A 19,910-nucleotide genomic window follows, 5' to 3' on the forward strand; every position below is an offset into this window, starting at 1 on the left:
GGACTGCGCAGCAGGCCCTTGCTCTTCAGATAAAGATAAGGGCCGCTGCGCGCCCAGCGGGAGCAAGCTCCTCGCCACAGGGGCAGTGTTCACATCGGGAAAATTACCCGGTGTTTTAGAAACTCATGTCGACCTTGGTCCAGAGCGTGCGCCCCGGTTCATTGATGGCTTGCGGGTCATTGGCCGGGTAGCCGAAACCGGCGTTGCCCGCCAGGTTCAGGTGTTCGGCGTAAGCCTTGCCGAACAGATTGTCGACGCCGCTGCTGACCTTCCAGTGCTTGCTGATCCGGTAGGCGCCGTTGAGCGAGAACACGCCAAATCCGCCGCTCTTGTCGTAGTCCTTGCCGACCACGTTGCCCTTGTTCTGGTCGATACGGTTTTGCGCGGCAACCACCCTCCACAGCGCGCCGGCGCTCCAGTTGTCCTCGCTGTAAGTCAGGCCGAAACGCGCGTCCAGCGGCGGCATTTGCGGCAGGGCCTTGCCGTCGCTGCTGTTCTTGCCCCAGGCGTAGGCCAGGGTTGCATCGGCTTTCCAGTTCTCGCTCAGGTTGTAAGCGGCACCGAGTTCGCCGCCCATGATCCGTGCGTCGATGTTCTCGGCACGCGAGGTGCTCATGCCCATCATCGTCGGCGTGTAGTCGAACAGAATGTAATCGCGCACCACGCCGATGTAGCCCGAGGCCCAGGCTTCGAGGTCAGCGCTCTTGTAGTTCACGCCGAAATCGAACTGCGTGGTTTTTTCCGGCTTGATCGCATCGAACGCGTTGACCGAACCGACCGGGCCGGATTTGGGCGAAAACAGTTCCCAGTAATCCGGGAAGCGCTGCGCGTGACCGAGGCCGGCGTAGAGTGTGGTCGGGCTGTCGGCCAGATCATGCTCGTAACGGATAAAGCCGCTCGGCAGGGTGTCGGCGCGGGTATCGTCCGCCGTCGGGTTCGCGCGGGACATCATTCCCGAGCCGGTGGTCTGCCGATAATCCTTGGCCGCAGCGCGATCCACTCGGGCACCGGTAATCAAACGATCACGGTCGGCGGCGTACCAGGTCATTTCGCTGAACACGCCGTAGTTATGGAAGTCGGCGTCCTTGGTATACGGCTGATCCTTGTAGGTGTCGATGCCCATGCCGCTGCGCTGGCGGTGTTCGTTGGTCTGCGCATCGAGGCCGGTGATCAACTGAATGTCGGCCCAGCGCCAGGTGGCTTTGATGCGTGCGCCAAGGGTACGGCGATCGACGTTCGAGGCCATCGGCCCGGCCATCATGCCGGTGCCGGAGGGTGTGCGCAGGGTGTAGTTGTCCATCACGTGGTCGGCGTAGTTGTAGTAAACCTGCGCCTCGAGTTTCTCCAGCACATCGTTGATGTTGGACTTCTCCAGGCGCAGGCCGAGGCTTTCGCGCAGGAACTGCGAACCGTCCATGCCACGCCCGGCATAGCGTGCTTCGCCGTCGCCCTTGCCGGCGGTGAGTTCGATCAAGGTGTCGGCGTCCGGGGTCCAGCCAATCGCGACGTCGCCGTTCCACTTGTCGTAGCGCGAGGCGACGATGTCGTTGTTGCCGTCGCGGTAATCATCCGAATGTGCGGTGTTGCCGATCACTCGCACGTAGCCCAATGGCCCGCCGGCTGCGGCGTCGACGACCTTGTCGAAGCGACCGTGGGAACCGGCCAGAATGCTCGCGTTGACCCGCGTACCGAGTTCGCCAAAGCTTTCCGGCTCACGGTCGAACAGCACGGTGCCGGCCGATGCCCCCGGGCCGTAGAGCACGGTTTGCGGTCCTTTGATCACGGTGAGTTTGTCGTAGGTTTCCGGCGAGATGTACGAGGTCGGCGCGTCCATCCGGCCGGGGCAGGCGCCGAGCATCACGCCGCCGTTGGTGAGGATGTTCAGGCGTGAACCGAACATGCCACGCAGCACGGGATCGCCGTTGGTGCCGCCATTACGCACCAGCGCGAAACCCGGAATGGTTTTCAGATAATCGCCGCCGTCGCTGGCCGGCACCGGTTGGCGCGGATCTTTTGGGTTGGTGACGATGGTCAGTGGCGAGCTCGGCGCGATGGCAGTAATCACCGTCGGGCTCATCTCTTCAACGTGGCCGGCGTGCTCATCGGCCAGCACCAGCGGGGACAGCAATACGCCGCAAAGAACGGCGGTGGCGTGCGAGAAACGAATCCGCGATTCGTTCATGGCAAAGGACGCCTGGGCAACGCCCGAGCGTGGAACAGCAGAAAACCTGGACATGACAATTTCCATCAAACAGTCGTAAACGACACGGCCGGCAGCCTGAAGCTGTCTTCTCAACCGTGTGCAATCAGTGGTGGGTGATTACGCTGCGATGGGCGGGGCGCGGGTGCGGGCGCCGGGGAAGAAGGTTTGCCGGGCGTGGCCCAGGCGCGGGGAGGGCGGGGTGAACGTGTTGACGTGGGCGATGCTGAACGTGGCGAAGGTGCCGCCACCGGTCAGCGCCGGGCAGTTGAACAGCAGGCTGCAATAGCCGCATTTTTCCCACAGCGCGTGATGCGAGGATTGCGGCGGACAGTGTTCGGTGACGGGTTTGGCGTCATGCGCGGAGTGATCCATGCCCGGCATGTCCATCGACACGTCCATGCTCATCGGCATGGATGTCGAGACGTGCTGATCCATCGGCATCGACTGAGAAATCAGTGGGCCGATGAATATCATCAACATGGCGAACAGGGCGACCCAGCTGCCGCGAGTCAGGTGTTCAGCCTGACGACGTTGCACGGACGGCCTGGCGCTCAACGGGCGCACGGGCGACGTCAACCGGATCGGTTATTGCGCGTGAGCGTGTTCCGGCATGTCGTGCGGCGGTTTCTTCTGCACCGCGACGTCGACGGTGACGTCACCGGCCTTCTCGAAATGCATCGTCAGCGGGAAGTGCTTGCCGTCGCTGAGCAGGCTGCGATCGGTGGGGTTGAGCAGCATTACGTGATAAGCCATCGGCGCGAAGGTTACCTCGCCGCCGGCAGGAATTTCGACGCTCGGCACTTGCTGCATCTTCATCAGATCGCCCTGCATCACGTGCTCGTGCAGTTGCGCTTCGGGGGCGATTGGCGAATCAACGCTGAGCAGGCGATCAGCGGTTTTACCAGCGTTGTGAATGACGAAATAGGCGGCAACCGTCGGCGCGTTGGGCGGCAACTCTTGTGACCACGGGTGAGCGATTTCCAGCTCCCCGACCTTGTATTCGTGGGCATTGGCAAAGCACGCAGGCAACAGCAGCGCGGCAACGACGATGAGTTTGTTCAACATGGCAGTTCTCCAGAACGATTTGAAACGCAGGTCAAATGCGGGAACAAATCAAACCAGAGGGGAGGCGCGAGGATTGAGACTTGGCCATTGCTGGCGCGGGGTGGGCGTCTGAAGCGAGATCGGCGCGACGCTGCGATTGCTTTCGTAGCGGGCGAAATACAGCTGCGGCGAATGCCCCGGCAGCGCAACCAGCGGCGCTGAACCCGAGCAACACCAGCAATGCTGCATGTTGGAATGAGTGTCGTCGGCCGGGGCTTTTTGATCGGTGGTGCCGATGTTGATCGCCACCATCTTCGTCCCGCTGCCGGTGCAGAAACTGCTCCAGAGCAATTGCTCGGCCGGTGAATTGGCCGCTTGCGCCATCGCTCCCGTCATTGGCATGGCGAGCATGTTGAACAGCACTGCAAAGCAGGCGATCCAGGCAAATGCTAGCCGGTGTCGGTTCATGGGACAGATCCGTTAGGTGGGCGATCAGGCGCGGCTATTTAGCCTGATCAGGGCCGATAAGTAAAAAAGCGTCGTGCGGTTTGGTGTCGCAGATCAATCAAATCGTGACTGCATGCAATCGCAAACCCAATGCTTTCATGACTTTCATGATAGTTGCGAATTCGGGATTGCCAGTGCTGCTCAGCGCTTTGTAAAGACTTTCCCGACCCAGGCCGGCATCTCGCGCCACTTGAGTCATGCCTTGGGCCCGAGCGATATCATTGAGCGCGGCACGGATCAGAACCCCATCGCCTTCGTCATCGTCAAAACAAGCGTCCAGATATGCCGCCATGTCCTCAGGAGTTTTGAGGTACTCGGCGGCGTCAAACCGGGTAAATTTTTCGGTCATGACTTACTCCTCATTACCGATGCTATGTGCCATCTGCACGGCGCGTTTGATATCTCGCTTTTGTGTCGATTTGTCGCCCCCAATCAGCAGCAGATAAATCACCTCACCTCGACGTGTGAAATACATCCTGTAACCGGGGCCGTAATGAACTCGCATTTCATAAACGGTATCACCGACGAACCCGCAGTCGCCGAAGTTGCCATGTTCGGCTGCCTTAAGCCTGGAGATGATTCGACCTTTACCGGTGATGTCTTTTAAGGCGTCGAGCCATTCGGAAAATAGGCGAGATCGTTTAATGGCGATCATGTCGGAATCGTATTCCTTGGGATACAAGCTGACAAGCTGCTTTTCCTGGCTGCCTGCTTGTCTGGATAAAAGGAATCGAAGTATTGGAGTGAGGGGGTAGTGAAGAAAAGTCGGCTGCGTCTTCAAAATATGCAGGCAAATTCGCAGATAAATTCGAAGTCAGGAAAAATCTGACGCCGCCAGGGCTTTAAGGACTTCAGACGCTGATGCAAACTCCCGATCAACCCCCGCCAGCCTTGGCCGCTTCAAGACAATCACCGGTACCGCACGTTCGCGCGCCACTTCCAGCTTCGGCTCGGTGGCGGTGCTGCCGCTGTTCTTGCTGATCAGCACATCGATCTGCCGTCGCTCGAACAACGCGCGTTCATCCTCAAGCAGAAATGGCCCGCGGGCGCCGATCACCTCGCAGCGCTCGTTGCCCGGATAAACATCCAGTGCGCGCAAGGTCCAGAACTGGTCCAGAGGGATTTCGTCGAGGTGTTGCAACGGCTCGCGACCGAGGGTGAACAGCGGGCGGCGAAACGGCTTGAGTGCGGTGATCAGTTCGGCCCAATCGCTGACTTCGCGCCAGTCATCGCCGGGTTGCGGCTGCCAGGCAGGGCGACGCAAGGCCCAGCAGGGAATGTTGGTCAGTTGCGCGGCGGTGGCGGCGTTCTGGCTGATTTGCGCGGCGTAGGGGTGGGTGGCGTCGAACAGCAGATCGATGCCTTCGTCACGAATGAATTGCGCCAGACCTTCGGCGCCGCCATAGCCGCCGACGCGCACCTGACAGGTCAGGTCGGTGGGCACCCGGCCAACCCCGGCCAGGCTGTAAATGTGTTCAGGCGCCAACGTGCGGGCGATGGCCAGCGCTTCCGTGACACCGCCGAGCAGCAAAACTCGCTTCATGCAAAACCTCCGGCCTGGCCGACGATGCCGCCCTGACGATCAATCGCAAACACCTCGACCTGAACCTGCGCCGGTACCACGCTGCGGGCGAAATTCAGGGCGTGGCGACAGACCTCGTCACCCAACGCGATTCCCGCCGCACTGGCCATGGCCAATGCCTGCTGACTGGTATTGGCCTCACGAATGCCTTGCTGCAATGCTTCATCAGCGCCAATCGCCGCTGCCCATTCAGCCAGTTGCGGCAGGTCGATGCTAGAATGTCTTGAGTGCAGATCCATATGCCCGGCCGCCAGTTTGCTGATCTTGCCGAACCCCCGCACAGGCTGAGTTTATCCACAGGTACTTTGCGCAAATGCTTGAGCACTGCGCCGACGAAATCGCCCATTTCGATCAGCGCGATTTCCGGCAGGTCGTAGACCCGGCGCATGGTGTCCTCGCTGGCATTGCCGGTGCACGCGGCGATGTGCAAATAACCGTTGGTCTTCGCCACATCGATGCCTTGATGGATCGACGCGATGTAAGCCGCGCAGGAAAACGGTCGGACGATGCCGCTGGTGCCGAGGATCGACAGACCGCCGAGAATGCCCAGGCGCGGGTTCATGGTTTTCAGCGCCAGCTCTTCGCCACCCTCGACGTTGACCGTGACGTCGAAGCCGCCGGCATAGCCGGTTTCGGCGGCGAGCAGGCTCAGGTGATCGCTGATCATCTTGCGCGGCACTGGATTGATCGCCGGTTCGCCGACGCCCAGCACCAATCCCGGTCGGGTCACGGTGCCGACGCCAGAACCTGCATTGAAGCGAATCCCCGGCTCGTCTTTGAGCTGTACGCGCGAATAAAGCAACGCGCCGTGGGTCACGTCCGGGTCGTCACCGGCATCCTTGATCGTCCCGGCTTCGGCGCCGTCAGCGGTCAGGCGACAGAACTCCAGACGCATCTGCACCTGTTTGCCTTTGGGCAGGACGATCTGCACCGCATCCGCTGCAATTCCACTCAGCAGCAGGCGAGCAGCCGCGAGACTGGTAGCGGTGGCGCAACTGCCAGTGGTCAGGCCACTGCGCAGCGGCGCGGGTTGTTCGGCAGTTTCGTCACGCATCGAGAGGTTTGACCAGATCGAGCAGAGTGATCGGCAGCGCCTGGCGCCAGGTGTCGAACTCGCCAAGCGGTTGCGCCTGAGCGACGTGGATGCGCGTCAGTTCGCCGCCGAAGCGTTCGCGCCAGTTCATCAGGGTGACTTCGCTTTGCAGCGTCACCGCGTTGGCGACCAGTCGGCCGCCGGGTTTGAGTTGTTCCCAGCAGGTCTCGAAGACACCTTCACGGGTCACGCCGCCGCCGATGAAAATCGCATCCGGACGCTCCAGTCCGGCGAGTGCCTGTGGCGCGCGGCCCCGTATCAATTGCAGGCCGGGCACGCCCAAGGCATCTCGGTTGTGTTCGATCAATTGCTGGCGACCGTCGTCGGCTTCGATGGCCAATGCGCGGCAACTCGGGTGTGCGCGCATCCATTCGATGCCAATCGAGCCGCTGCCGGCGCCGACGTCCCAGAGCAGTTCGCCTGGAGTCGGCGCCAAGCGGGCGAGGGTGATGGCGCGCACATCGCGTTTGGTCAGTTGACCGTCATGCCGGAACGCCGAGTCGGGCAGGCCGGCCAGGCGCGACAGGCGCGGGGTGTTCGCGTCGGCGAGGCATTCGATGGCGATGACGTTGAGGTCGGCAAGCGGCGAGTCGTTCCAGTCATTGGCGCTGCCGTCGATCCGCTGCTCGGCACTGCCGCCCAGATGTTCGAGCACGCTCAGGCGACTGTTGCCGAATCCGCGTTCGCGCAGCAGCGCAGCGACCGCGGCCGGACTCTGCCCATCATTGCTCAGCAACAACAGGCGCACGCCGCTGAACAGTTGCGCGTTGAGCGCCGCCAGCGGTCGGGCGACCAATGACAACGTCACAACCTCCTGCAACGGCCAGCCGAGACGCGCGGCGGCCAGCGAACAGGAGGACGGCGCGGGCAGGATCAGCATCTCGTCGCTCGGCACCTGACGCGAAAGGCTGGCGCCGACGCCGTAGAACATCGGATCACCGCTGGCCAACACGCAGACAGATTCGCCACGACGTTCAAGTACCGGCGTCAGGGCAAACGGGCTCGGCCACAGCTGCCGCTCGCCGCGAATGCACACCGGCAGCAGGTCCAGTTGGCGCTGGCCGCCGATGATCCGTGAAGCGCCCATCAGGGCTCGCCGGGCGTTTTTGCCCAGGCCCTTGAAGCCGTCTTCACCGATTCCCACTACCGTCAGCCAGGGTGACATCTATATTCCTCTAAACACGCCGTTCCGACGGGCAGTCTTTTCATGCCGCCGGACAAAGCAGGCATAATACCGCGCCTTCGCCCGCGAAGCGCCTTTCCCACGCAGCCGGTCAGCCCCTTGAACGAACGCCCGATGTCCACCGCCTTACGCCCCTCGGCCTGTCCGGGGTTGTTGCGTATCGTCCAGGCATTGGACGGCGGCATCTGTCGGATCAAGCTCAATGGCGGCGCGATCAGCGCCGATCAGGCTGACGCGGTGGCCGATGCCGCCGAACGGTTCGCCAGCGGGGCGATCGAGGCAACCAACCGCGCCAACCTGCAGATCCGCGGGATCGGCGAGCAGTCCGCTGCACTGATCGACAGCCTCCTCGCTGCCGGCCTCGGCCCACGCACGGCGGCGGGCGACGATGTGCGCAACCTGATGCTCAGTCCGACTGCCGGGATCGACCGGCACATGTGCGTCGACACCCGCGCGTTGGCCGAGCAGATCCTCGACACCCTGCAAAGCCATCCACGTTTCCACGAATTGAGCGCCAAGTTCGCCGTGCAACTGGATGGCGGTGAAGCGCTGGCGATGCTCGAACACCCGCATGATGTGTGGTTGTCTGCGTGTGAGCGCGACGGCGAAACCTTGTTGGCGTTTGGTCTGGCCGGGTGCCCGACGGATCCTGCAGTCGGTGCCGTGGCGCTGGAAAACGGCCATGCGCTGGTGGTCGCGGTGCTGGAGTTGTTTCTCGAACGGGCGCGACCCGAGCAAACGCGGATGCGCCATCTGCTCGACGAACTGCCGATGCTGGCGTTTCTCGAGCAATTGAGCGAGCGCCTGCCGGTGCAAGCGATCAGTGATTGGCAGCGCACGGCGGCAACGGACGCGCTGCACATCGGTGTACATCCGCAGAACACCAACAATCGGGTCTATATCGGTGCGGTGCCGCCACTCGGTCGCCTCGATCCGAGCATGCTGCGCGGTGCCGCACAATTGGCCAGGCAGTTCGGTGACGGCAGCCTGCGTTTCACACCGTGGCAGAGCCTGCTGCTGGTCAATGTCAAAACGAGCGCTGTTGCGCAAGTGCTTGAAGGTCTGAAGCCACTCAATCTGCTGACTGAAGCCACGGAGCCTTTGTCGCGAATGATCGCCTGCACCGGCTCCAACGGTTGCAGCAAAGGCCTGGCTGACACCAAACAGGATGCGCGTCTTCTCGCCACGATGATGTCGCAGCCGCAGAGCGTGCACCTGTCCGGCTGCCCGCGATCGTGCGCTGCCGCCCACTGTGCCCCGACGACGTTGCTCGCCGTCAGTCCCGGTCATTACGACCTCTATTTTCGCGATGCAGCGCTGCCGGGTTTCGGCGCGTTGCACGCACGCAATCTTACTATTGAAGCGGCCGCGACCCTGCTCGACGCCCGCTCTCGGAGCCCCCTTGATGCTTGATTACATCCGCGACGGTCAGGAGATCTATCGCAACTCCTTCGCGATCATTCGCCGCGAGGCCAATCTGGCGCGCATCCCCGCCGACCTGGAAAAACTCGCGGTGCGGGTGATTCACGCCTGCGGCATGGTCGAGGCCATCGACGGTCTGCAATTCTCCGAAGGTGCAGGCAAGGCCGGGCGCGATGCGCTGGCCGCCGGTGCGCCGATCCTGTGCGATGCGCGGATGGTTTCCGAAGGCATCACCCGCGCACGCCTGCCGGCCAACAACGAAGTGATCTGCACCCTGCGCGATGAGAGCGTGCCAGAGCTGGCTCGCGAGTTGGGTAACACCCGTTCCGCCGTCGCGCTGGAACTGTGGCGTCCGCATCTGGAAGGCAGCGTGGTGGTCATCGGCAACGCGCCAACCGCACTGTTCTATCTGCTGGAAATGCTCGACGCGGGCGCCCCGAAACCGGCACTGATCCTCGGCTTCCCGGTGGGCTTCGTCGGCGCCGCCGAATCGAAAGCCGCACTGGCCGCCGATAGCCGTGGCGTGCCGTTTGTGATCATGCAGGGCCGGCTCGGCGGTAGCGCCATGGCTGCCGCTGCGGTCAATGCCCTTGCGACGGAGATCGAATGATGCAGGCAAAGGGACGTTTGATTGGCCTGGGCGTCGGCCCCGGTGATCCGGAACTGATAACCGTCAAGGCCCTGCGCCTGCTGCGCGAATCGCCGGTGGTGGCGTACTTCGTTGCCAAGGGCAAAAAAGGCAATGCGTTCGGCATCATCGAAGCGCATTTGCAGGAGGCGCAGAATCTGCTGCCGCTGGTCTATCCGGTGACCACCGAAGCGCTGCCGGCACCGCTGTCGTATGAGCAGGTGATCAGCGATTTCTACGATGAAGCCGCCGAAACTGTGGCCGCGCATCTGGATGCCGGGCGCGACGTCGCGGTGATCTGTGAAGGCGATCCGTTCTTCTATGGCTCCTACATGTATCTGCACGATCGCCTCGCCACGCGCTATGAAGCGCAAGTGGTGCCGGGTGTCTGCTCGATGCTCGGTGGCGCTTCGGTGCTGGGCGCGCCGCTGGTGTATCGCAATCAGAGCCTGTCGGTGCTCTCCGGCGTGTTGCCCCATGAAGAATTGAAGCGCCGTCTGGCCGATGCCGACGCCGCCGTCATCATGAAGCTGGGACGCAACTTCCCGAAAGTCCGTCAGGTGCTGGAAGAGCTTGGCCTGGCCGAGCGCGCGCTGTACGTCGAACGCGCGACCATGGCCAATCAGAAGATCGTGCCGATGGATCAGGTCGAGCCGATGTCCTCGCCGTATTTCTCGTTGATCATTGTGCCCGGCGAACGGTGGCAAGGCTGATGACTCTTTCTACGCCAGCCATCGTCATTCTCGGTCAGGGCAGCCTGGCCACGGCCCGTCGCATTCAACAGCTGTACCCGGCAGCCCGAATCCACGGCCTCGCCGGGCGTGTCGAAGGTGCTGATTGCACGTATCAGGAGTTCGGTGTGACCCTGCGCGAGCTGTATCAGCAGGACACGCCGATCATTGCCATGTGTGCTGCCGGGATTGTCATTCGGACACTGGCGCCGCTGCTGCTGGAGAAAGGCGCCGAACCACCGGTACTGGCCGTTGCCGAAGACGGCAGCGCCGTGGTGCCACTGCTCGGTGGCCTCGGTGGCGTGAATGTCATGGCCCGGGAAATCGCAGCAGGGCTGCAAGTTGCCGCGGCGATCACCACCAGTGGCGAATTGCGTTTTGGCACCTGCCTGCTCAATCCACCGAGCGGCTACGCACTGGCGGATCTGGAACTGGGCAAGCGCTTTGTTTCCGATCTGCTGGCCGGGCACAGCGTACGTATCGAAGGTGCGGCGCCGTGGCTGGAGCAAGCGCAATTGCCGGAAGATCCGCAGGCGCAGCGCTCGATTCATGTCGGCAGTGTCGAGCGAGCAGCGAGTGCCAATGAGTTGTTAATCTATCCGCGCAGTGTCGCGGTGGCGGTGAGCAGCACAGTGGTTGACCTGCCGAATGCCGTTCGCGCAGCGTTGCAACAGGCGAACGTCGCGGTGCCGGCGCTGGCCTGTCTGGTGGCGGCTGATACTGAAATGGCTGCGGCGAATCTGCGTGAAGCAGCCCTCGAACTGGCTGTGCCGTTACGCTTTGTCACGGCACAAGAAGGCATTGAGGCACTGGCGATTGCTGCGGTGCCAGAGGCGAAAGTCGTGCTGGTAAATGCCATGGCAATCGCGATCACCGAACAGCCACTGGACGTCGAGAAAGTCGGTCGTCCACGCGGGCGTCTCGCCGTCATCGGCCTCGGCCCCGGTGCCGCCGAATTGATGGTGCCGGCGGTAAAAGCCGAACTGGCGCGCTGCACCGACGTGCTCGGTTATGAAACCTATGTACGCATGGCCGGTCCGTTCCGCGACGATCAGGTGCAGCATTGCACCGACAACCGCGAAGAAATGCAGCGCGCCCGTCACGCCTTCAGGCTGGCGGCCGAGGGCCGTTCGGTGATCGTGGTGTCGTCCGGTGATCCGGGCGTTTTCGCCATGGCGGCGGCGGTCCTGGAAGCGCTGCACGAGTCGGATGACCCGGCCTGGCACAGCGTCGATCTGGAAATCCTCCCGGGCGTTTCAGCGTCCCTGGCCACCGCCGCACAGGCCGGTGCGCCGCTGGGCCATGACTTCTGTGTGATGTCGCTGTCGGACAACCTCAAGCCATGGTCGATCATCGAGAAACGCCTGGATCTGGCGGCGGAGGCAGATCTGGCGCTGGCCTTCTACAACCCGATCTCCAAGGCTCGGCCGTGGCAATTGGGCCGCGCGCTGGAAATCGTCGGCCAACACCGCACACCGCAAACCCCGGTGGTACTGGGGCGCGACATCGGCCGGCCGGGGCAGACATTGCGCACCACCACGCTGGGGGCATTGACCCCGGATCAAGTGGACATGCGCACGATGGTGCTGATCGGTTCATCCACCACCTGCACGTTCCCGCGTGCCGACGGACGCAACTGGGTCTACACCCCGCGCTGGTACCCAGACAAGCCGAATACCTGACCGCTGCTCACCGCTGCCGTGCATTTGTAAGCAACTTCGATTGCGGTGAGATCTGGTCAAGACTTCTGGTGTTAACAATTGCTGTAAATAACAAGGCCGCGAACCTCTGGGTTCGCGGCCTTTTGCGTTTATGCGACAGGCACCCATCGGGCGCAATTGTCGCCGGAGTATTCGACGGCACAGTTTGAATGTCGGCTGATGTTTCGAAGGTCATCACTTGAATCTCTTCACGTTTGAATACGTGGTCTATGCGCAATAACTTTCCGCCAAAGCGCATGGCTGTTTATTCATTCAAGGACGGAAAGTGATGGGAAACTACGAAAGTCAGACAGAGCACCCCGAGTTCATTTCACCAGAAGAGTTTGCAGAGATAACCAGGGCGGTGAAGAAGTCTGCGAGCTCGATGGAATACGATGCACTTGTCCAGCACTACCAGTCATCCATCGCAGCGGTCGAGCCGGATGAAAAGCTGTTGGCGACAAAGCTCTTTCAAGAAGTAATGACATCAATACGGCGTAACCGCAAAACGCCGGCGTCAGCCTCGATCGATCGCATCAGCACACGGCTGGAACACTATGTTTCGCGGTTGACCAATACGGTAGCGCTGTTGTCCGGGGCCAGTTCACCGGTGCCGAACATCATGCATTTCGTTTGGGTGGGTGGCAGTGAAGTCGGCGTCAATCAGCGCGACTACATGAACATCTGGCGCGAAGTGCTGAAACCTCAGGATTACACGTTCAACCTCTGGTACGACAGTGATGCGCTGCTGGCCTTCGAGATGAACCGGGTCATTCTCGACAGCGCCAGGGTGCATGCGATGGAGTCCGGGGGCGATCGCGTCACGAAGCCCAGTGCTCTGGCGCAAATGATCGAAGACCGCGCCCGCGTCCTCAAGCACCAGATGTTTGTGTATCTCAACCAGCCACAGTGGGCCGGGAGGGCGGACGAAGCGCGGATTGACCTGATGGTGCGCGCCTACGGCAAGGATCGCGCAACGCTCGAAGCCTTTCGCCAGCAGTGTCTGGACACGCACCTGAACATGGTCGGGCCGGACCTGCGTTTGCGTGACGCTCGCCACGAGTTTGCCGGGCACTTTTTGCAGGATGTCTATCAGCGTGAAGTTGCCATGCGCGGCAATTTCGCGGCGGCCAGTGATGTCGTGCGATTGCAGGCCGAGTATCTGGAGGGCGGGCGTTACAGCGACATGGATTACTTGCCGCCGCTGGCCGAGAAGTTGGGCGGCGTCGATATAAGAGGCTTCCATCCAAACGAACGACTCTGGGTATTGAAACAGCTGCTGGATCACAACCCAGGGTTGATGCCAGGGCGGGATCCACTTCGTTACAAGAACGAAACAGGCAGCATTCCCGAAGGTCATGCAGAGGCATTAACCGCGTTTGCACGCAGCAAGCCCGCTCTTCACGACATATTCGTTGCCCCGCCAGCCAGTCGGGTTCCCCAAGGCGCAATTCGATTGGGTACGGCGTACAGCGATCCTTCAAGAGGGGAAATGAACGCTCATATGCTGGCGCATCCCGGCGCGGGCATGACCCGGTCCATTATGGAAGTCATCCGGTTCAACTATGACTGCCTCAATGAGGTTGATCACCGGATGGTTGCAGCAGGTGCTGATTGGGGAGATGTTCGTCGACTGGGGGAAGTCATCGATACGGTATTGAATGAAAGGGGCGCGCAAGGCATCACACTTTCCCATGCCGACATGCGCTACATGGGGCTTCTGGATGTCGCGATTCGGCAATATTACTCGGACGGGATTCGCCCTGAAGCGCGCGGCACGATTGTACTGACCGGGCCGTCTGCGGCGAGTGCAGGCGTCGGTAAGTACACCGAAACGCATCTATTGCTTGATCAGTGGGAAGCCGTTCGCAAAGAACTCAAATTGACTGAAGGCTTTAACTTATCCACAGAGGAAGAAAACATCACCGGCTGGACGGTCAACGGTGATCCCGAGCAATGGCTGGCCAAAGAACAGGAAAAGTGGCAAACCGGCAAACTCAAATCCCGTTATGTCGGCAGTGTCGATGACCTGCTCAAGGGACAGACCCTGACCTTCAAACAAGGCTGGCCGGTGATCGAAGGCAAGCCGGTATTGTTGACGGCGGTGCTGCAACAACTGATGGACGATCTGGGTGAACCATTCATCCGCGCGATGAAGGACAAACTGAGCGGTGACATCAGCTTCGATAAAGCGTTTTCCATAGGCTTTGACAGCCGTCAGCAAATCCTTGCGCAAACTGCCAGCGCCCTCCCGATTTCGCTGGGCGCCGAGTCCACCAGCAACCTCAACGAACTGTTCACCCGCGTTGCTCATGGCTCGCTGGGTGTCGAGCACCTGAGCCCCTTGTTGCGCGTCATGCTGGGGGCGTGTTCGGCGCCACGAGTCTGGACGCCGAGGGCTTCGCCAGGGTGTGGCAGGAGGTGTCGAATATCGCCCGGGACACCACAGAGGCTGGCGTATTCGCCCGTTACCGCGCCATCGAAGCCGCCTTGCATCAGCGGCAGGCACCGGTACTCGCAACCGGCGTTGCGCGCCTTGCTCAACCTGACACGCACACCGCGCAAGAGCTCAAGGTGCTCGCGTTGAATGAAGCGCTGACGCTGACCCAGTGGCACGAGCGTATCGGCCAGATAAACAGCACGGCGCAACGCGAATATCACACGCAAATCCTCCAGCGCAGCGGCCAGGTGCGTGACGTATTTTTCAAGGCTGGCGCGGTGTCTGCGCGGCAGATGCCGCAGGATCTGCTGATGCGTACAGACGGCGACCCGGGTCGACGCTGCTATCCGTTGGCGTTGTTGATGGCCTCGGCATTGGGGCTGAGTGAGTCGGCCGAGCGTGCGCTGATCGGTCGGGTGGCCAATGCCGGCCTGTCGCCGGACGACGCCGATTCGCGGGCATTGCTGCTGGCACTGGATGAATTGCATGAAGTCGCCACCAGCGAGGTCGGCACACCGCAGGGCATGCATGGGCTGGACAGTATCGTGCAGACACTGGAAGCGCAAACCGCACCGGCGATACTGCTGCTCAATACCGGTGATCATGCGCTGTTGCTGGCGAAGGTTCTGCTCAGGGGCGAGATTGTTTATCGCTTTTATGATCCCAACTTCGCGATCTTCGGTTTTGCCGGGGTACGCGAACTGCAACTGGGCATGGAGCGCTACTTGAGCGCTGGCGACGGCGCGATGGCCAGACTTTATGGTCTGGGTGAGCTCGCCACGGCGCAGTTCAACGTGACCGAGTTGAATGCCGAGAGGATCGCCAACAAGGTGCTGTCGTCGAACGTGCAAGTCGGTCGTTTTCTGCAAAACGGCGTGATTGCCGATGCTCAAGGCGTGTCGGTCTGGGAAAGACAGGCCGTCGGGCGCACGCGCTCGCTGGGTGAAAACTCACGTATGGGCGCCAGCCTTGCGCAACTCGATGCTCGCTACTGGGCGCAGGCACTCGACCAGGCCACTGTGCGTTTGCGCAACGAGTACAAACTGGGTCGTGAATACCTGCCCTTGCTGGAGACTGTCGAGAAAACCCCCGGAGCAGGTTATTCGTTGACGCTGGTTGACGCGCACGAGCCGAAAAACGCCCTCAAGGTCATCACCGCCGATGTGCGCTTCAGCAAGATCAAGCAGCACCTGCAGCGTCTGGTAAAAACACTGGCCGGCAGGGACAGCGGCGCGAACGAAGCCGACGGCGGCAGTCGTCTGAGTTTTGCCTTTGCGATCCAGACCCTGATCACGGAAATGCGTCATCGCGATTACCTGGCCGGTGACGCGCAAGTACCGGCCTTGTCGATCGCCTTGCAAGTGCAGGTCTACGTCAACTATGCCCAGTTGGGCTATGGCGTCTTGAGCGACGCGGCACAGATCGTCAGCCTCGTGCGGCAGGTGGCGGCGAGTGAGCAGGCGCTGGCGCTGCGTCAGTCGTCACTGTCCGGACGGCTGTTGGGGCGTGCGTCGACGGTGGCCGGGTTTGGATTTTCCCTGGTCAATATCGGTTTCGACATCTATGGACTGAGCGTCGCGCAAAACCAGGAGCAGCGCTCGCGACTGGCACGCAACTGGCGTTTGATGTCGCGGCATTGGGGCTGGATGTTTTCGCCTTGGCCGCCGGTGGAACCGCAGGCGCCGCGGCGTCGTTTCTGGCGGTGCCGTTGCTGGGAATCGGCATTGGGGCGACGGCTATCGCCAGCAACCTCGGGCAGATCAGCGACAAGGCTCAGGCCGTGGGCGCGCATCTGCGCAAGATTCAGGACGCTTACGGGCAAGGCGCCTACACGCGCAAGGATGGCGTGCTGACTTTCGAGCCAGAAGCCGTGATCACCCACCTCGACTTGCGCAGCAATCAGATTCGCTTCGACAGCCAGAAGTTCTACCCGATGGTTCGCGGCGGTCTCGAACTGCCGCAGATCGACCCACGTCCGCAACGGCTGGACCAGGCGATCAATATCCGTGAGGCGCTGGAGTTGCCGCAGGTCATTGGCCTGATCCGCCCCGTGCCCGATGAACTGCACACCGTGGTTCTGCCCTGCACACCGGCCTGCTTTTACGCTTATGAGTATCAGGTTGGCACAGCCGGCTACCCATACCAGCCTAGCGCTGGAGAGTTGCAGCGCGAGCCGCTGACGTCGAGTGAGATCAGCTCGCCGGATCTGTTATCGATTATTTCCCCCGGCGTGTTGATCCAGAACTTGTTGAACCCGCGTATCGAAACCCAGTACCCCCATTTGCGTAACAGCACCGTGGACAAGCTGGAATTCGACAAACAGGGCAACCGGCGTTTCTACTTCTTTGCCAATACGCCGATTCCGCACATTCTTTACAAGCTCACGCCGGTCTGCCAACCGACCACAATTGTCGTGACGCTGGATGCACTGGTTCGCCAGTTGGTGGTGCCGCAACTGCCACCGGAATGGCAAACATTCATCAGTTACGAAATCACGGCCCGTTCGACCGGGGTGTCTCAGTTATGGCTGACCCCGGGGCTGGTGACCGTTGCACTGAAGGTGGCGGGGCCCGGTCAATGGGCGGTCAACGCACCGTGGGTCAAAGACACGCAGATTCGCTTTGAGGGCGATTCTTTGCTGATCGATGGCATACGGCTGGACGGCCGTGTGGACTTTCTCAGTCTGGCCGGGGGCGAGCTGTTTCAGGTTGATCGCCCACGCAAGCGCTTGAGCCTGCTATCCATCACGGTCGAGGACAACAGCGTGCAGCCAGCCAAAGGTACCTTTGGGGTGACCCTTGAAGACCGTGGCAGCCTGCCGAAAGCCCTGGCGCGGATCCGCCAACTGGCCAAGGCGCAGCGTTTGGCCGCAGCCTACCTTCCTCTTTACAAGTTCAAGGTGCCTTTTACCCCGGCAGCACAACCGGTGTTCACCACGGCTTACTTCGACACCGCGAATGATCGGGTGCTGTATGCCCGGGATCTGCCGGAGGCGGTCAACGAAGGCCTTCTACTCGGCGGCGTCAGCGGCCAAAACGCCTGGTTCTACCACCCTGACTATCCAACAATCTGGCGGGTCGACACCGTCACCGGTACGGTCAATCACCGCTATCGGCTGATGAACGCGGATGGCGGCTCATCGATCAGCAGTGTCGAGCAAGCTGCGGACGGGCAGCTGCGGGTCACGCAACACATCAATAAAGGGACGACGTTCGGCGCCAACATGACCATGGATTATGTGATCGCTGCGCAGACACTGACACTCGTCTGCATCAACACATGGGAAACCTGGCGCCACGATCGGTTGTTTGCCAATGACGAAGAGGACTGGAGCCTGTGGATCGAGCGCTTGCAGCCAGAGCAAGCCTTCGATGACGGAACACCCGCCATGGCGGCATCGATCAGCCCGTGGAAACCCACTCCGTTTATAAACGGGCGTGTGCATCTGTTCAGCGAGTTCCAGTATTCGGTGTGGATTCGTTTGCACGACAACGCGTTCTTTCGCGATGACAGCGGATCGGCCGAGCGAACTCTGCTGATGTGGGATCAGCCCGACGCATCAAGCCAGCTGTTTTTCGACAAGCACCTGACAGCGCTGATTCGCAGTGCGGGCGATCCGAACGATCCTGGCGGCTTTATCGATGAAATGCTTGAGACGGATGTCGTTGACGTCGCTTCGCTTGGCGGTCGTTACATTGCCACCCGATCGGATGGACGACTGTTCGAAGTCGGCAGCGATGCCTCGCTGAAATTCGTTGGTGTCGGCCAGCGCTGGCTCACCCGTCACCCGGACTGGCTGGTGGCACTTCCCGCGCTGATGAAGACCCCGCAAGAAGCGCCGTTTCCGATCATCGGTTTGCGCAATGTGTCTGGCAGTGGCTTGCTCGCGGCCTGGTGCGTGGGTGAGCGGCTTCTGCTCGCGGACATCGGACACGGCAAGGAACTGTCGCTGCTGGGGCTGACCCCTGATCAACAAGCCGCCTGGCTGCTCGATGTTTCGGCCGGGCAACTCTACCGCCAGACGCTAATCCGGATCGATGCCTTGCATTCGGCGTTTGTCGGCGCGCAACTGCGGCATCCCGAACGTTTGCCAGTGGCACAGAAGGTCTGGGCGCAATGGACGTTTGCCGAGGTGACGGCCCAAGGACAGGGCCTGCTCGGGCGCAGCCGCGAAGGGGTGAATCTGCAACTGCTGGATCAACAGCCTGGGCTTATTCTCGGTGTGAAAAATCAGTGGTCGCATCGTCCGGGGCAGAACTCGGCGCAGTTGCGGATACGCTTGAAAATACTCCTGCAGGGCCAGCGCCATGCGCCGGTACTGACCGTGGAAAACGTCGGCAAACGCCACACCTACTATGTGCCGCAGCTGGATCGTCTGTTCGATGTCGCCGGGCGTTCGGATGGCCAATGGGCGGTGTTTCTGGGGACGCGCAACGAATCGGTGGCGATGCTCTTCGACCCGACGGACGATCTGATCTTCAGCCGTGGCGCGACGCCTGAAATGTGGATTGGCAACAGCTATGCCCAGCGTGAAAAAGAGGTGATGACCCTGGAAATGAACGGCGTGGTCGGTGATGTCATGGCGCTGCTGCCGGACGGCGTCGACAAGTTGGTACTGAGCTTTGGTGCGCAGGCATCGACCTATCGGATCTCGGATGCAGCCTGGCAGCGGCTGGACTGCATTGTGCTTGATACCCGACAGCCAGAGGACGCTGCGGAGTCGGTCATCGGTACGCTGGTTCTGGACATTGCCAACAGCCGAAGTCTGCTGGTGTCGCTGGTCGAAGGGCACTTGCTGTTCAGCGATCCGGACAACGCGCACACGCTGATTGTACGTGACGTCAAACCCGAAGACGGCAAATCGGGGGCGCCAGTGCAAATAAGCATCAATGTTGATGGCCGGTACGAAAGGTTTTTGCTCGAACATTGGTTGAATGCCTTGGAACAGAAACGGCGCAATAATGGGGTTGCCACGCTGGAGGCACTCTTGAATAACAAGATCTGACATATCGAGGCAAACTTAAAATACAAGGTCGTGAACAATGGGTTCACGGCCTTTTTTGTTTTTTAATGATGAGTTAGTGTGTGCAAGTGCTCAGTGTTTATTGAGGTTGAAGTGGTGTTGGTGCCTGAATGAAATATAAGGTTCTATATTATGCAAGTTACTTTATTTTGCTGTTTCTGATTTTTCAGAAAGCCGAAAACAATTGAATTTCTTGCGGTTTGAGTTTGCTGTTTTCAATCGTTAGCGTGGCCTCTCGAGTTTCTCTGACGAGGTAGATGGTATGCGAAATGTTGAAGGCGTTAATCACGAGGTTGAGTTCGTAAAACTTTTCAAGTTGGCGGACCTTGAAGCGGCATTAGCCGTTCATAAAGG

At 60.7% G+C, this 19,910-nt stretch carries 13 protein-coding genes and 2 pseudogenes; 6 read left to right on the forward strand and 9 right to left on the reverse strand.

Going from position 1 to position 19,910, the window contains the following annotated elements:
- Nucleotides 1–115: 115 nt before the first annotated feature.
- The 9 genes and pseudogenes from JFT91_RS09135 to cbiE form a co-directional block, all read right to left on the reverse strand.
- The gene (locus JFT91_RS09135) at nt 116–2,236 is read right to left on the reverse strand and encodes a TonB-dependent copper receptor (RefSeq protein WP_201232163.1); all 2,121 of its coding nucleotides are present in this window, start codon (nt 2,234–2,236) and stop codon (nt 116–118) included.
- Between the two features lie 84 nt (nt 2,237–2,320).
- Nucleotides 2,321–2,767 (reverse strand): DUF2946 family protein, encoded by a 447-nt coding sequence (locus JFT91_RS09140; RefSeq protein WP_201232164.1) that lies wholly within the window; start codon nt 2,765–2,767, stop codon nt 2,321–2,323.
- Nucleotides 2,768–2,788: 21 nt separating this feature from the next.
- Nucleotides 2,789–3,268 (reverse strand): copper chaperone PCu(A)C, encoded by a 480-nt coding sequence (locus tag JFT91_RS09145; RefSeq protein WP_201230406.1) that lies wholly within the window; start codon nt 3,266–3,268, stop codon nt 2,789–2,791.
- Between the two features lie 48 nt (nt 3,269–3,316).
- Complete coding sequence (locus JFT91_RS09150) at nt 3,317–3,715, reverse strand: DUF2946 domain-containing protein (protein WP_201232165.1); 399 nt, start codon at nt 3,713–3,715, stop codon at nt 3,317–3,319.
- 97 nt (nt 3,716–3,812) lie between these two features.
- Nucleotides 3,813–4,103: an addiction module antidote protein gene (locus tag JFT91_RS09155; protein ID WP_201200221.1), complete on the reverse strand. Its 291-nt coding sequence runs from the start codon at nt 4,101–4,103 to the stop codon at nt 3,813–3,815.
- Nucleotides 4,104–4,106: 3 nt separating this feature from the next.
- Nucleotides 4,107–4,409 (reverse strand): type II toxin-antitoxin system RelE/ParE family toxin, encoded by a 303-nt coding sequence (locus tag JFT91_RS09160; RefSeq protein ID WP_201200223.1) that lies wholly within the window; start codon nt 4,407–4,409, stop codon nt 4,107–4,109.
- Between the two features lie 159 nt (nt 4,410–4,568).
- Entirely contained in the window at nt 4,569–5,297 is a 729-nt protein-coding gene (locus JFT91_RS09165; protein ID WP_201232166.1) for a cobalt-precorrin-6A reductase, read from the reverse strand.
- Nucleotides 5,294–6,390, reverse strand: a pseudogene (locus tag JFT91_RS09170) (cobalt-precorrin-5B (C(1))-methyltransferase). Before JFT91_RS09170 ends, JFT91_RS09165 begins: the two are co-directional and overlap by 4 nt.
- Complete coding sequence (gene cbiE / locus JFT91_RS09175; RefSeq protein ID WP_201232167.1) at nt 6,383–7,594, reverse strand: precorrin-6y C5,15-methyltransferase (decarboxylating) subunit CbiE; 1,212 nt, start codon at nt 7,592–7,594, stop codon at nt 6,383–6,385. The pseudogene JFT91_RS09170 and the gene cbiE overlap by 8 nt, the downstream one beginning before the upstream one ends.
- Before the next feature lie 132 nt (nt 7,595–7,726).
- On the opposite strand from cbiE, the gene cobG reads away from it, so the two are divergent.
- The 6 genes and pseudogenes from cobG to JFT91_RS30125 all read left to right on the forward strand — a co-directional run.
- A complete protein-coding gene (cobG, locus tag JFT91_RS09180) occupies nt 7,727–9,025 on the forward strand; it encodes a precorrin-3B synthase (RefSeq protein WP_277953318.1) in 1,299 nt (432 codons plus the stop codon).
- Nucleotides 9,018–9,644 (forward strand): precorrin-8X methylmutase, encoded by a 627-nt coding sequence (locus tag JFT91_RS09185; protein ID WP_201232169.1) that lies wholly within the window; start codon nt 9,018–9,020, stop codon nt 9,642–9,644. The genes cobG and JFT91_RS09185 overlap by 8 nt, the downstream gene beginning before the upstream one ends.
- Complete coding sequence (locus JFT91_RS09190; RefSeq protein ID WP_370872600.1) at nt 9,641–10,375, forward strand: precorrin-2 C(20)-methyltransferase; 735 nt, start codon at nt 9,641–9,643, stop codon at nt 10,373–10,375. Before JFT91_RS09185 ends, JFT91_RS09190 begins: the two co-directional genes overlap by 4 nt.
- Nucleotides 10,375–12,075, forward strand: a complete 1,701-nt coding sequence (cobJ, locus tag JFT91_RS09195) for a precorrin-3B C(17)-methyltransferase (RefSeq protein WP_201232170.1) — start codon at nt 10,375–10,377, stop codon at nt 12,073–12,075. Before JFT91_RS09190 ends, cobJ begins: the two co-directional genes overlap by 1 nt.
- 403 nt (nt 12,076–12,478) lie before the next feature.
- Complete coding sequence (locus tag JFT91_RS09200; protein WP_201232171.1) at nt 12,479–14,680, forward strand: TcdA/TcdB catalytic glycosyltransferase domain-containing protein; 2,202 nt, start codon at nt 12,479–12,481, stop codon at nt 14,678–14,680.
- A gap of 22 nt (nt 14,681–14,702) precedes the next feature.
- A pseudogene (locus tag JFT91_RS30125) lies at nt 14,703–19,535 on the forward strand (Mcf1 protease effector domain-containing protein); the annotation flags it as partial.
- Between the last annotated feature and the right edge of the window lie 375 nt (nt 19,536–19,910).

The organism is Pseudomonas sp. TH08 (assembly GCF_016651275.1).
Taxonomy (GTDB): Bacteria; Pseudomonadota; Gammaproteobacteria; order Pseudomonadales; family Pseudomonadaceae; genus Aquipseudomonas.

Coding starts and splice junctions, on each gene's coding strand:
- JFT91_RS09150 (WP_201232165.1), bottom strand. CDS start 3,715: ATGAACCGACACCGGCTAGCATTTGCCTGGATCGCCTGCTTTGCAGTG.
- JFT91_RS09155 (WP_201200221.1), bottom strand. CDS start 4,103: ATGACCGAAAAATTTACCCGGTTTGACGCCGCCGAGTACCTCAAAACT.
- JFT91_RS09185 (WP_201232169.1), top strand. CDS start 9,018: ATGCTTGATTACATCCGCGACGGTCAGGAGATCTATCGCAACTCCTTC.
- cobG (WP_277953318.1), top strand. CDS start 7,727: ATGTCCACCGCCTTACGCCCCTCGGCCTGTCCGGGGTTGTTGCGTATC.
- cbiE (WP_201232167.1), bottom strand. CDS start 7,594: ATGTCACCCTGGCTGACGGTAGTGGGAATCGGTGAAGACGGCTTCAAG.
- JFT91_RS09165 (WP_201232166.1), bottom strand. CDS start 5,297: ATGAAGCGAGTTTTGCTGCTCGGCGGTGTCACGGAAGCGCTGGCCATC.
- JFT91_RS09135 (WP_201232163.1), bottom strand. CDS start 2,236: ATGTCCAGGTTTTCTGCTGTTCCACGCTCGGGCGTTGCCCAGGCGTCC.
- JFT91_RS09160 (WP_201200223.1), bottom strand. CDS start 4,409: ATGATCGCCATTAAACGATCTCGCCTATTTTCCGAATGGCTCGACGCC.
- cobJ (WP_201232170.1), top strand. CDS start 10,375: ATGACTCTTTCTACGCCAGCCATCGTCATTCTCGGTCAGGGCAGCCTG.
- JFT91_RS09190 (WP_370872600.1), top strand. CDS start 9,641: ATGATGCAGGCAAAGGGACGTTTGATTGGCCTGGGCGTCGGCCCCGGT.
- JFT91_RS09200 (WP_201232171.1), top strand. CDS start 12,479: ATGGAATACGATGCACTTGTCCAGCACTACCAGTCATCCATCGCAGCG.
- JFT91_RS09145 (WP_201230406.1), bottom strand. CDS start 3,268: ATGTTGAACAAACTCATCGTCGTTGCCGCGCTGCTGTTGCCTGCGTGC.